General features: G+C 67.1%; 12 protein-coding genes. 4 read left to right on the top strand and 8 right to left on the bottom strand.

Annotation, left to right across the window (positions count from 1 at the left end):
• Window positions 1–75: 75 nt before the first annotated feature.
• A complete protein-coding gene (locus DK842_RS10150; RefSeq protein ID WP_114061366.1) occupies window positions 76–1,392 on the bottom strand; it encodes a hemolysin family protein in 1,317 nt (438 codons plus the stop codon).
• A 159-nt stretch (window positions 1,393–1,551) separates the two neighbouring features.
• Here DK842_RS10150 and DK842_RS10145 point away from each other — a divergent pair, with 159 nt between their 5' ends.
• Window positions 1,552–1,953 (top strand): HIT family protein, encoded by a 402-nt coding sequence (locus DK842_RS10145; RefSeq protein WP_114061365.1) that lies wholly within the window; start codon window positions 1,552–1,554, stop codon window positions 1,951–1,953.
• 7 nt (window positions 1,954–1,960) lie between these two features.
• Here DK842_RS10145 and DK842_RS10140 read toward each other — a convergent pair whose 3' ends face one another.
• Complete coding sequence (locus DK842_RS10140; protein WP_168191874.1) at window positions 1,961–3,607, bottom strand: methyl-accepting chemotaxis protein; 1,647 nt, start codon at window positions 3,605–3,607, stop codon at window positions 1,961–1,963.
• A 225-nt stretch (window positions 3,608–3,832) separates the two neighbouring features.
• Here DK842_RS10140 and DK842_RS10135 point away from each other — a divergent pair, with 225 nt between their 5' ends.
• Entirely contained in the window at window positions 3,833–4,672 is an 840-nt protein-coding gene (locus tag DK842_RS10135) for a sulfurtransferase (protein ID WP_114061363.1), read from the top strand.
• A 69-nt stretch (window positions 4,673–4,741) separates the two neighbouring features.
• On the opposite strand, the gene DK842_RS10130 is transcribed toward DK842_RS10135, so the two are convergent.
• Window positions 4,742–5,338, bottom strand: a complete 597-nt coding sequence (locus DK842_RS10130) for an alpha/beta hydrolase (protein WP_114061362.1) — start codon at window positions 5,336–5,338, stop codon at window positions 4,742–4,744.
• Complete coding sequence (locus DK842_RS10125) at window positions 5,338–6,114, bottom strand: exodeoxyribonuclease III (RefSeq protein WP_114061361.1); 777 nt, start codon at window positions 6,112–6,114, stop codon at window positions 5,338–5,340. Before DK842_RS10125 ends, DK842_RS10130 begins: the two co-directional genes overlap by 1 nt.
• A gap of 74 nt (window positions 6,115–6,188) precedes the next feature.
• Here DK842_RS10125 and pyrE point away from each other — a divergent pair, with 74 nt between their 5' ends.
• Window positions 6,189–6,833 carry an orotate phosphoribosyltransferase gene (pyrE, locus tag DK842_RS10120; protein WP_114061360.1) on the top strand — a complete coding sequence of 215 codons (645 nt, stop codon included), beginning with the start codon at window positions 6,189–6,191 and terminating at the stop codon, window positions 6,831–6,833.
• Between the two features lies 1 nt (window position 6,834).
• Window positions 6,835–7,416, top strand: a complete 582-nt coding sequence (locus DK842_RS10115; protein WP_168191873.1) for a DUF4124 domain-containing protein — start codon at window positions 6,835–6,837, stop codon at window positions 7,414–7,416.
• Here the strand turns inward: DK842_RS10115 and DK842_RS10110 are convergent, their stop codons facing one another.
• From DK842_RS10110 to DK842_RS10095, 4 genes are all read right to left on the bottom strand, one after another.
• Entirely contained in the window at window positions 7,417–7,746 is a 330-nt protein-coding gene (locus DK842_RS10110) for a hypothetical protein (RefSeq protein ID WP_114061358.1), read from the bottom strand.
• Window positions 7,747–7,848: 102 nt separating this feature from the next.
• A complete protein-coding gene (locus DK842_RS23430; protein WP_114061357.1) occupies window positions 7,849–8,946 on the bottom strand; it encodes a TonB family protein in 1,098 nt (365 codons plus the stop codon).
• Entirely contained in the window at window positions 8,943–9,524 is a 582-nt protein-coding gene (locus DK842_RS10100; protein WP_114061356.1) for a biliverdin-producing heme oxygenase, read from the bottom strand. Before DK842_RS10100 ends, DK842_RS23430 begins: the two co-directional genes overlap by 4 nt.
• A gap of 87 nt (window positions 9,525–9,611) precedes the next feature.
• The gene (locus DK842_RS10095; protein WP_114061355.1) at window positions 9,612–12,518 is read right to left on the bottom strand and encodes a TonB-dependent receptor; all 2,907 of its coding nucleotides are present in this window, start codon (window positions 12,516–12,518) and stop codon (window positions 9,612–9,614) included.
• Between the last annotated feature and the right edge of the window lie 90 nt (window positions 12,519–12,608).

Genomic DNA, 12,608 nt, shown 5'->3' with positions numbered 1-12,608 from the left:
CCTTGAACCCATGTTAGGCAGGCCGCCCCGCCTCGTCTGTGAGCCGCGTGTAAGCAGGTGTAACCAATCGTAATGTCAGCGGGCGGACTCTTCCTCGGCCGGCGCCGGCGGGATCAGCGTCACCAACAGCTGGTCGATCCGGTAGTTGTCGATGTCCACCACCTCGAACTTGTAGCCCTCGAACTCCACGCTGTCGGTGCGTTTGGGAATGCGGCGCAACATGTACATCATGAAGCCGGCGATGGTTTCGTAGTTCTCGTCGTCGGGGAAAGACTCGATATCCAGCGCCCTCAGCACGTCTTCCACCGGCGTGGCGCCGTCCACCAGCCAGGAGCGGTCGTCGCGGCGAACGATCTGCTCCTCCTGGAACTGGCTGACCAGGTCGCCCATCACCGTGCTCATCAGGTCGTTGAGCGTGATCACGCCCACCACCAGCGCGTATTCGTTCATCACCACGGCGAAGTCCTCGCGCGAGGCCTTGAAGCGCTCCAACAGCTCGGACAAGGTCAGCGAATCGGGAATGATCAGCACGTTGCGTATCGTCAGCTCGCGCTTCATCGACAGGCTCTGCTGGTTGATCAGCCGCATCAGGATGTCTTTGGAATCCACGTAGCCGATCACCGAATCGATCACGCCGTCGCACACCAGAAACTTGGTGTGCGGGTGTTCGGCGATCTTCTGCTTGATGCTGGCCTCATCCTCGTGCAGCGTGAAATAGACGATGCTCTCGCGAGCGGTCATCGACGACGGCACGGTGCGGCTTTCCAGCTCGAACACGTTTTCGATCAGATGGTGCTCGCGTTGCTGCAGCACGCCGGCCTCGGCGCCGGCGTCCATCATCGCCAGCAAGTCGGCCGGCGTCAGGTCTTCGGCTCGCGCGGTAGGGACGCCCAGCATGCGGAAAAACACGTTCGCCAGACCGTTGAACAGCCACACCAGCGGCCGGAACAAGGCGACGCAGAACATCATCGGCCGCACCACCAGGAGCGCGATGCGCTCCGGCGCCACCATGCCCAGCCGTTTCGGCATCAGGTCGGCGAACAGCACGAACAACGAAGTCACCGCGGCGAAAGACAATATGAAGCTCAGATGCTCGACCCAGCCCGCCGGCGTCAGCAAGTGCAGCAGCGCGGCGAAGTAAGGCGTGAACGCCGCCTCGCCCAGGATGCCGGCCAGGATGGCGACGGCGTTGAGGCCGATCTGCACCACGGTGAAAAAGTGGCCGGGCTGCTGCTGCAGCTCCAGCACCCGCTCGGCGTTGACATTGCCCTCTTCCGCCAGCTGCCTGAGCTTGATCTTGCGCGCGGCGGCCAGGGAAATCTCCGACACCGAGAAAAAGGCGCTGGCGGCGATCAGCAGGAGGATGATGGAAAGATTGTTTGCAAGGCTCACGATAGGTCCCGAACAAGTGCTGGCGCCCTGCCGCGAATAAGACCACCCGATTCGCGAGACTGAACGCATGGATTTGATGTCCAGTATAACAGAGCCGTTTTCGCCCACCGTTCTGCCGGCCGCCGCGGGTACAATCGGGACAACCATCGGAGGATGAACATGCAATGCGAACTGTGCCGGCAGCCTGCCGGCGACCTGCTGTACCAGGACGACAAACTATGGATGGTGCTGGTGGACGAGCCGGGCTATCCCGGCTTCTGCCGCGTGGTCTGGAAGAGCCATGTCAAGGAGATGACCGACCTCTCCGCCGCCGACCGCCAGCACCTGATGGACTGGGTATGGCGCGCCGAGGCGGCCATCCGCCAGACCATGCGGCCGGCCAAGATCAACCTGGCCAGCCTGGGCAATGTGGTGCCCCACCTGCACTGGCACGTGATCCCGCGCTTCGAGGACGATGCCCACTTCCCCAGCCCGATCTGGGCCGCGCCGCGCCGCGAGGCGCCGGCGCGCGGCGGGCCGGACCTGGCCGGCCGCCTGCGCCAGGCGCTGCGGACCGGCTGAGTCCCGCTCAAGAGGTGCGGAAACGGCTGATCGCCTCGTCCAGGCCGTGGGCCAGACCCGACAGCTGATTGGCCATCGCCGACGACGACTCCACCGACTGGCCGTTCTCCGCGCCCATATTGGCGATGCGTTCCACGTTCTTGGCCGCTTCGTTGCTGGCCGTGCTCTGCTCGCGCATCGCCGCGGCGATCTCGCTGGTCTTGTCCAGCAAGCCCGAGGACAGCGCGCGGATCTGCTCCAGTTTTTCGCTGAGCTGCTCGCTGAGCGCCACGCCGCTGGACACCCGCTCCGCCGCCTCGCGCATGCTGGACACCGCGGTGGACGTGTCGCCCTGCACCGCCTGGATTTTCTCCGAGATTTCGCCGGTGGCCTGGGCGGTGCGCTCGGCCAGCTTTCTCACCTCGTCGGCCACCACCGCGAAGCCGCGGCCCATCTCCCCGGCCCGCGCCGCCTCGATCGCCGCGTTCAGCGCCAGCAGATTGGTCTGCTCGGCGATGTCGTGGATCACGTCGACGATGTTGCCGATCTCGTCCGAGCGCTGGTTCAAGCCGTTGATGATGGTTTCCGACCGGCCGATCACCCGCGCGATCTCCTGCATCTGCCCGGCGGCCTCGCCCGCGGTCTCGCTGCCGCTGACCGCTGCGCTCATGCTGCTCTTGGCCTCGCCGGCCATCTCGGTGGCGTGCTCGGCCACCAGGTTGATGCTCACCGTCATCTGCTCCACCGCGGCGGCGGTGGACGAAGAGGCGTCAGTTTGCACCCGCGACGCTTCGGCGATGCGGTGCGATACTTCCGACAGCGCGTGGGCGGTGTCGTTGACCTGCTTGGCGTCCTCGCGGGTCTGGCCGATGAAGGCGCGCAGATTCGCCAGCAGCTGCGCCAGCGCGCGGCCGGTTTCGCTGACCTCGTCGCGCCCCTTCTGGTCCACGGCTATGGTCAGATCGTTATGCTGGGCCGCGTGGCGCATGCTGTCCTGCATCGCCCGCAGCGGCGCGGTGATCGAACGGACGATCACCCAGGCCAGCGCCACGCCGATCAGCAGCGCGAACGCCAGCACCGTCATCATGCCGCCTTGGGTTCGCTGCATGCTGGTTTCCAGATCCGCTTCCGCCTGCTGCGCGCTGTCGTCGGCCAGCTTGCTCAGCTTGTCCAGCGCGTCGCGCGCCGCGTACAGCTTGGGTTTGAACGGCGCGATGCCGGCGTCGCCGACATTCGCCACCGCGATCTCCCCCTGGGTGATCTTCTGATACAGGCCGCCCATGCCCTGCTCGTAGCCGGCCATGCCGTCCAGCATGCCGTCGAACTCGCCCTGGTGGTCAGCCGCCATCGGCATGCCCTTGGCCTTGCCGACCTCGCTCTTGAACTCGGCGATGTGCTTGTCCAGCAGCTGCTTGTTGGTTTGTATGCTCTGGTCGGAATTGGCCGGATTGCCGATGCTGATGAAAATGTTCTTCTCGTCCTGGCGGATATGCAGCATGGTGCGCTGCAAATCGTCCATCTGGTGGCGGAACGCGAGTTTCTGATCGAACAGCGCGGTCAGCTCGCGATTGATCTTGTCCAGCGACCACCAGCCTACGCCGCCGACGATGCCCACCGCCAGCAACAGGCAGGACGCCAGCGCCGCGATGCGCTGGCCGATTGAAAATTGGCTCAACATGACTTCCCCGTCTTTGAATTTGGTTTAAGAATTAGGTTTGAAATTGTAAGCCTTTAAATTAAGCACTCATTTGATACTAGTGCTAATCCATTCCGGCTGTGAAAATTCCCCGCGGCATCGCCTCCGCGCCGGCCGCGCCTGGACATCCGGCCAGACGCCGCTTGCCAAACCCGCAGTTATGAACATAGGCTGATGACCTCCCCCACAACAAGGCCGAAAATCATGTACACCACGCTGATTAGCCCGCGGCAGCTGATGGACGCGCCTGGCGAATCGCTGATCGTGCTGGATTGCCGCTTCCAGCTGGACGACCCCGACTACGGCCATGCCGCCTATGAGCGCGGCCATATCCCCGGCGCGCATTACCTGCACCTCGACTACCACCTGTCCGGCAGCAAGAATGGCCAGAACGGCCGCCACCCGTTGCCCGACGGCCAGCGGCTGGCGGTGGACCTCGGCGCGCTGGGCGTGGGCGAAGGCACGCAGGTGGTCGCATACGACGATGGAACCGGACAGTACGCCGCGCGCGCCTGGTGGCTGCTGCGCTGGCTGGGACACGGCAAAGTGGCGGTGCTGGATGGCGGCATCGCCGCCTGGCTGGCCGCCGGCGGCCCGCTCTCCCAGGAAAAGCCGCAGCGCCGCCCTTGCCGCTACGTCATGCGCCAGGGCCTGCAGCGGCCGCTGGAGGCGGCCGACGTGCTGGCCAACCTGGACGACAAGCGCTTCACCGTGGTCGACGCCCGCAGCCCGCAGCGCTTCCGCGGCATAGGCGAGACGATAGATCCTGTGGGCGGCCACATCCCGGGCGCCGCCAACCGCTTCTTCATGGACAACCTGACCGCAGAGCAGCATTACAAGCCGGCCGAACAGCTCCGCGCCGAATGGGAGGCGCTGCTGGGCGAGGGTTTCGATCCCGCCGCCGTGGTCCATCAGTGCGGCTCCGGCGTCACCGCCTGCCACAACCTGCTGTCGATGGAAATCGCAGGCTTCCGCGGCAGCCGGCTCTACCCCGGCTCCTGGAGCGAATGGTGCAGCGACCCGTCGCGGCCGGTGGAGCGCTGAGCGCCGCGCCATGAAAAAGCCCGGCCAAGCCGGGCTTCCTGTTTCGGATTTCTTGGGAAAAGCTTGCCGCTATCCCAGAATCAAGCGCTGCAGCAGCCTCTGCCCGGCCGGCCAGCTGCCCAGCCCGGCGTGGCTGCCCATGTGGCCGGCCATGCCGCCGTCGACGAATGCCGCCCCCCACAGCGCGGCCATTCGCCGCGCTTCTTCGAAATCGCAGAAGGGATCGTCGCGGCTGGCCACCAATAGCGCCGGCACCGGCAGCTTGCGCTCCGGCAGCGTCTCGAAGCCGGCGAAGGTCGGCAGCGGCGCGCCCTCCGGCAGCTCGCCGCTGGCGCGGGCGCGCTCGTCGGTCAGCGGAATCGCCGGCGGCGCCACCAGCAGCGCGCCCTTCACCTTGCGCTGCTCCAGCAGCGAGGCCTGCAGCAGCCAGGCGACCGTCGTATGGCAGCCCAGGCTGTGGGCGGCGATCACCAGCTGCCCCGGAATGTCCGCCACCGCCGTGGCCAGGCCGGCCACCCATTCGTCGCGGGTCGGGTACAGCCAGTCGCGCTGCGCCGCTCGGCGCGCCAGCGGGTAGGTTTTCTCCCAATAGCCGTGCCAGTGCGTATCGCCGGAATCGCCCCAACCCGGCACTGTCAGCAGCGTGACATCATCGTCGTCCCACATCACAGGCTCCGCCGGTAGTCGACGATCAGCGGCGCGTGGTCGGAGAATTTTTCCTCTTTGTACACGCTGGCGGACTCGGCCAGCTCCATCAGCGACGGCGTGACGATGTGGTAGTCGATGCGCCAGCCGACGTCTTTGGCATAAGCCTGGCCGCGGTTGCTCCACCAGGTGTAGCCGGGAACCTCCGGATACAGTGTGCGCCAGGCGTCGCGCCAGCCGACACGGCCCAACAGGTCGGTCATCCAGGCGCGCTCCTCCGGCAGGAAGCCGGAGTTCTTCAGGTTGCCCTTCCAGTTTTTCAGGTCGATCTCGTTGTGGGCGATGTTCCAGTCGCCGCAGATCACGATGTCGCGGCCGTCGGCGCGCAGCTTTTCCAGGTGCGGCATGAACACGTCGAGGAAATCGAACTTCACTTGCTGGCGCTCGTCGCTGCTGGAACCGGACGGCAGGTACAGCGAAATCACCGACAACTTGCCGAAATCCAGTTGCAGGAAGCGGCCTTCGGCGTCTATCCAGTCCACGCCCAAGCCCTCCACCACCGCGTCCGGCGGGTGGCGGGTGTAGACGCCGACGCCGCTGTAGCCCTTCTTCTCGGCGTAGTGGAAATAGCCGGCCAGCCCATCCGGATTGCGCATCCGCTCGGACAGGTCGCCCGCCTGCGCCTTCAGCTCCTGCACGCAGACGAAGTCGGCGCCGATGCCGGCCAGCCAGTCGAAAAAGCCCTTCTTGTCCGCCGAGCGGATGCCGTTGAGGTTGGCGGAAACGATTCGAAGCATTATGTCTCCCGTGCTATGCTTGCGGCGGTTTTTTTCAGCCGTTCAAACAGTTAACGATTCGATAAGGAATAAGGATGAGCGACTTCCGTCAGGATTTTATTCGTTTTGCACTCGACAAGCAGGTGCTGAAGTTTGGCGAGTTCATCACCAAGGCCGGCCGCAAGTCGCCGTATTTCTTCAACGCCGGCCTGTTCAACGACGGCCTGTCCACGCTGAACCTGTCGCGATTCTACGCCAAGTCCATCCTGGGCAGCGGCATCGCGTTCGACATGCTGTTCGGCCCGGCCTATAAAGGCATCATCCTGGCGGCCGCCGCCGGCATGGCGCTGGCCGAGCAGGGCCGCAACGTGCCTTTCGCCTACAACCGCAAGGAAGCCAAGGACCACGGCGAAGGCGGCACCCTGGTCGGCGCGCCGCTGCAAGGCAAGGTGCTGATCATCGACGACGTGATCTCGGCCGGCACCTCGGTGCGCGAATCGGTAGAGCTGATCCGCGCCGCCGGCGCCGAGCCGGCAGGCGTCGCCATCGCGCTGGACCGGATGGAGCGCGGCCAGGGCAAATTGTCGGCGGTGCAGGAAGTGGCCCAGCAGCACGGCCTGCCGGTGGTCGCCATCGCCACGCTGAAGGATGTGCTGGGTTTCCTGGAAAACAGCCCGGAGCTGGCCGCCCACCTCGACGCGGTGCGCGCCTACCGCGCTCGATACGGAGTCGACGCCTGACATGAAAGCGTTTGCCGGATGCTTGCTGCTGTGTTCGCTAGCCCACGCCGGCGTATATAAGTGGGTGGACGAAGCCGGCAACACGCACTACAGCGACGCGCCGCCGCTGCAAGGCCAAAGCCGCGGCGTCGCCGAACTGAACAAGCAGGGCGCGGTCAGCAAGCCGGCTGAAAGCGAAGCCCAGCGCCGGGCGCGCGAAGCGTCCGCCGCCGAATCGGCGCAGCGCAAGCGCCAGGCGCTGGAAGCCTCGCGCCACGACCAGGCGCTGGCGCAAAGCTACCCGACGCTGGCCGACCTTCAGGCCGACCGGGAACGGCAGCTGGCCGTGCTGCAATCCGCCTACCGCGCGCTGGAGCTGCGCGACCAGGGCCTGGCGCTGCAACAGCGCCAACTGCGCCAGGACATCGAACGCAGCCGCGCCAACCGGCAGCCGCCGCCGGCAGCCGCCGTCCGCGACCAGCAAGCGCTGGGCCAGTCGCAGCGGGAGCTGCAGCGGCAAATGGCGGCCAAGCGCGCGGAGCTGGACGACTTCCGCCGCAAGATGCGGCAGGATCTCGACCGCTATCGCCAGCTCAACCCCTGATTACTGGCCGCCTTCCTTGCGCTGCCACGCCTGGTTCAGCGTCTGGGTCGCCTGGTCCAGCGTCTGCTGGCCCCGCGCCTGCGCGTCGGTCGCCGCCGCCAGTTCGGCATTGGCCTTGTCCAGCGCCGCTTGGGCGCCGGCCAGACGCTGCTCGGCAGTCGTTTTCGCTTCCTGCGCGGCCTTGAGCCGGCCATCCGCCTGGCTTTGTTGGCTCTGCGCCTGCTGGAAAGCCATCTGCGCGGCCAACAGCTGTTCGTCGGCGCTCTGCGCCCAGGCCGCGCCGGCCATCAGCGCCGCCAGCAGCGGCGCGCTCAACATCAGTTTGTTCATGGCACTCCCCCTTGTGGCTGTCAGCCGACATTATGCGTCAAGCCGGCCCTGCGCGGGGCGCGGCAAGGCGGCGGCGCGGGATCAACGCCAGGATCGGCGGCGCTAGGCGTCGAGGAAATATTCCACTGGCACCGCCAGCTCCAGCGTGTCCGGCAAGCCCTCGGGAATACGCGGCAGCGGCGCCGCTCGGTAGGCGGTGTCCAGAGCGGCCTGGTCCAGCGTCGGATGGCCGCTGCCGCGGCTGAGCTGCGCCGCCAGCACCCGCCCCTCGCGGTCCACTCTCAGGCTCAGATACACCGTGCCCTCGTCGCCGCGCAGCCGGGAGGCGGCCGGGTATTGCCGATAGCGCTCCAGCCTCGCCAGCACCCGCGCTTCCCAGCTATCGCGGCCTTGGCTGGCGCGCGCGCTGTCGCTCTGCCGCGACGCCGGTCTCGGCGCGGCGGCCTGGCTGGGCTGCTGGTCTTGCGCCGCCTTGGGCGAAGGCGGTTCCTGATTCACCGCCGGAAGCGGCTGCCCGGCGGCGCGGGTCGCCGGCGCCCGGCGCGCATCCGGCGCCACCCCCGCCTGCCGCTCGCTGGGCGCGCGCCGGGAAGCGGATGCGGCCGCGCTGGCGCGTTCCGATATCCGCCGCTCGGCTGGGACCGGATCGCCGCCGCCGGCCAGCCACTGCATCGCCGGCGTTTCCGCCGGCGCGGTGGCCGCCTTCTGCCGCCCGGGCCACCACAGGCCGGCGGTCAGCGCCGCCAGATGCAGGGCGACGCACAGCAGCAAGGCCAGGCAGCGCCAGCCGCGGGGACCCAAGCGCCAGCCCGCCGGATCGTCCGGACGGGACGGGCGGCTCAGCAGATACAGCAAGACCGCCAGCTCTATTGCCGCCACCAGCCAGGGCACCCAATGCGGCGGACGCGACAGCAGCAGAGCGACGAAACCGCCGCCCATGCCCAGCGCGGCGAAACACTTGGCCTTGACCGGCACGATGCGTTGCTCGCGCCAGCGCCGCAGCCCCGGCCCGTAACGCGGGTGGTCCAGCAGCTTCTGCTCCAGCCGGGGCGAGGACTTGCTGAAACAGGCCAGCGCCAATATCAGGAAGATGGTGGTGGGCATCACCGGCAGCAAAGCGCCTATCACCGCCAGCGCCACCATCGCGCAGCCGCCCAGCAGGTATAGCCAGCGCACCGCCGGGTGCCGCGCCGCGCTCAAGCGTACACCCGGTCCAGATGGCCGTTCATGCAGGCGAAGGCGGCCACCGCGCCGGCTGTGACGCGGGATTCGGCCTCATCGTCCAGCGCCAAGCCGTCCAGCGCCGAGGTGAACGCGCGCCAGTGGCGGGCGCGGCCGTCCGGGTGGCCGGCCAGGTGGCGGGCGCCGAAGGCCTCGTCCAGACCCAGCTTGCCGGCGAGCTTGTACAGAATGGCCGCGCCCAGCTTGGAGCCTTCCACCACGTACAGCCAGCCCATGGCGCTGGCCACGTCCAGCGCGCCGCTGATCGGCGCTTCCGCCAGGTGCGGCAGCGGGCGGCCCAGGTCGCCCATGTCGGCGGCGATGCTGTGGTAGCGGCGGCGCTCGGCCAGGTCGGGGAACAGCTTGGCCAGCTCCGGGTTGTCGTACAGCGCGTCGGCGTCGCGCAGGAAGCGGTATTGCGCGTCCAGGAAGCGGGCGTAGTTGTCGCGGCTGGCGAACGGCTGGTTGTCCATGATGCGCTGATCCAGCTGGTCGTGGGTGGAGTGGGTGCGGGCCTTCAGGTCTTGGGTGCGGGTGCGTTCCATCGTCATGTTCATGCTTGTTTTCCTGTGCTGAAGCCGCCGGCCAGCGGCGTTTTTTCAAAAGTGAATGATAACCATTTTTGTTTGATTCGAAAACGCGGCTCAGAACTGCCAGCTGGCGCTCAGCCGCGCGGTGCGTCCCGGCCCCGGCATCAGGCTCAGCGCCAGCGGGTCCAGGTAATAGCGGTCGGTCAGGTTGTCGATGGCGAAATCGACGCTGACCCCTTTGGAAACCTTATAGCTGGCGAACACGTCCACCAGCGTGTAGGCGCGGGTCAGCACCTGGTCGGCGGTGCCGTTCCAGCTCTCCCATGGCGTGTCCTTAACGCTGGCGCCCTGCTTGGCCACCGGCTCGCTGTTGTAGACCACGCGGCCGCCGAAACTGAGCTTGCGGTCCCAGGCGCGGCCGCCCAGCGTCAGATTCAGGTTCAGCCGCGGCGGGATATGGTTGCGGACATAGCTGGTCGAGAAGCCGCTGGGGGTGCACTCCGGCGCGTTCGCCATCCGCTCGGACCTATTGCGGAAATACTCCGCCGACGCGCGGTCGCATATCCGCGTCTTGCGGTTATAGGTGGCGGACAACTCGCCGAACAGCGCGCCGCCGTCGTAAGACGACTGCAGCTCCACCCCGGACAGCTGGTAGCGATCCATGTTCACCATGCTGAAATTCTGTTCCCACGGCTGCTTGTCAGGAATCGGCCGCCGGGTGATGTAGTCGCGGGTGGTGTTGTCGAAATAGGCGAGCTTGAAGCGGAAACGGTCGTCGCCGCTCAGCAGGCCGTCCTTCAGCACGCTGACGCCGATTTCCCAGTTCTGGCTGCGCTCCGGCTTCAGCTCGCCCAGGAAGGGCGTGGACGAGCCCAGCGTCGACTCCATCAAGCTGGGCATGCGCAACCCTTCCACGTAACGCAGATAGCCGATGACCGAGGGGCTCAGCTTCAGATTGACGCCGAAGGACGGCGCGAAGCCGCTGTCGCTGCGGCGGTAAGGCTGGCCGCGATGGTAGCGGCGCGACGCCAGCTCCTGGTTGTCTTGCCATGCCACCGCCGCCTGGTCCACCTTGACGCCCGCCAGCGGCCGCTGCTGGCCGTCCGCGGCCGAGTAGGTGGCGCCGGCCTGCAGCAAGGGATTGGTGGCGTCGGTGAACTGGCCGGAAGCGTCGGGCCTCCATGTCGCCTGGCCCAGATATTCGAAGGTATCCTCGCTGTAGAGATAAGCCACCTTTTCCGTGGTGCGGTAGGTATCCTCCCGCTTGACTTCGATATTGTTGTCCCGGGTGGCGAAGCGCAGATAGCGGCCGCCCAGATCGACGCTCAGCCAGTCCGCCGGCGCCCAGTTGAGTCCGACAAAGGCGCTCTGCTCGTCGCGGCTGCCGTCGCGCAGATTGCGGTTGTTGAGGATGTCGTCCTCGTCGCGGATGAAGCCCTTGCCCGGCGCCAGCCGCTCATGCTGCAGCGACACCCCGTAATCGAGCTTCAGCGCGCCCAGCCGGGTGCGCAACACCGAGGTGTTGCTCAGGTCGGCCCCGGTGCGCTGCGCTTGCTCAGGCGCCAGATAGGAAAAATCGATGCAGGCGTCGCAGTCGCCCCAGCCCGGCCGCGGCTTGCCCTGGGTGGGGTTGCGGAACACGTCGCCGTTGTAGGCGCGGCTGTCCATTTCCGTGCGCCACAGATTGGCCTGCAGCTTGAGCAGCGGGTTGTCGGCAGGCTGCCATTTGAAGCGCGCGGTGTAGGCGTCCACCTTGACTTGGCTGCGCGGCCACTGCGGAACCGAATCGCCGTCGTTGCGGAGGATCTGCGACGCCATGATCTCGCCGTAATCGCTGTCGTAGCGGCGAAAGCCCAGCTCCAGCGAACGCTCGGCATCCGGCTTCAGCGTGCCCTTCAGCAACAGCGAACGGCTGCGGTTGGCGGTGTTGAGCACTTCCTCGCCGGCCTTGAAGATGCGGGTGACGCCGACATCGCTCTGCGTGCCCGACGACAGCCAGTCGTTCTTCACCACATAGCGCTGGTAGCCATGCTTGCCGGAAAAATAATTGCCGATGTCGCGGTAGGCGAAGGCGCCCACCAGCTCGTAGCGGTCCTCGCGCAAGGCGGCGGCGACGCTGCCGTGGCCGGCGCGGCCGTCCAGCGCCGGGCTATGCCGGCGCGGCGTCGCGCGCAGTTCGGCCGGCGGCGCGGCGCTGTTGCTCTGCAGGCCGCCGCGCAGGCGCGCGCCGCGGCGCTCGCCCGGCAACAGGATGTCCTCGGCCTTCAGCGTCTCCATCTTCACCAGGCCGCCGATCGCGCCCGCGCCTTGCGCCGACAGCCCCGGCCCCTTGTCCACGGTGACCCCGCCTATCAGGTCCGGGTCCACATAGCTGCGGTCCGCGACGCCGGCGTAGCCGCGGTAAGCGGTCACCGACTGCACGCTGCCGTCTATCGTCACCGGCACCCGGCCCTGGCCCTGCAGGCCGCGCACATTGACGTCCACCGAGCCGCTGTTGCGGCTCTCGCCCACCTGCACGCCCGCCACGCCCTTGAACATGTCGGCCGGCGAGGTGCCGCGGAAGCGCTCGATCTGCTCGCGGGTGATGGACGCCGACGAACCCGGCTTGGCGTAGGGGCGGTCGAACAGCGAGATCTCGTCTTCGGCCAGCGAGCCAGGCGCGCTGCTGGCCCCGCGCACCCGCAGCGCGCCGATGGCCACCGCGCCGCCGCGGGACGGCGCCGCCTGGATCACGATGCCTTCCGGCCTCAGGCTGGCGGTGAGCCCGCTGCCATCCAGCAAGCGCCGCAGCGCGTCGCGCGCCGTATAACTGCCCTGCAGGCCTGTGGATAACCGGCCATCTGCCAAGGCGGGATCGAACAGCAGATTCATGCCGGCTTGGCTGGCAAGCTGCTGCAACGCGCCCGCCAGCGGCTGCGCAGCGATCTGGAAAGCGACGACGCGCGCCTGAGCCTGCGCCGGCTGGACGCAGGCCAGGCCCAGCAGCAAGCCGGCGGCGGTGCCCGGACGGAAAATCGACATGGCGGACTACCTCACAGATGGAATTAATAATTGTTCTCATCCATGATGACGCGGCGTGCCGTCCTATCCTGACGTCCGCCCCGCATTTTT

It is taken from the genome of Chromobacterium phragmitis, from assembly GCF_003325475.1.
GTDB lineage: Bacteria > Pseudomonadota > Gammaproteobacteria > Burkholderiales > Chromobacteriaceae > Chromobacterium > Chromobacterium phragmitis.
This window is presented reverse-complemented; position numbering and strand designations above follow the sequence as displayed.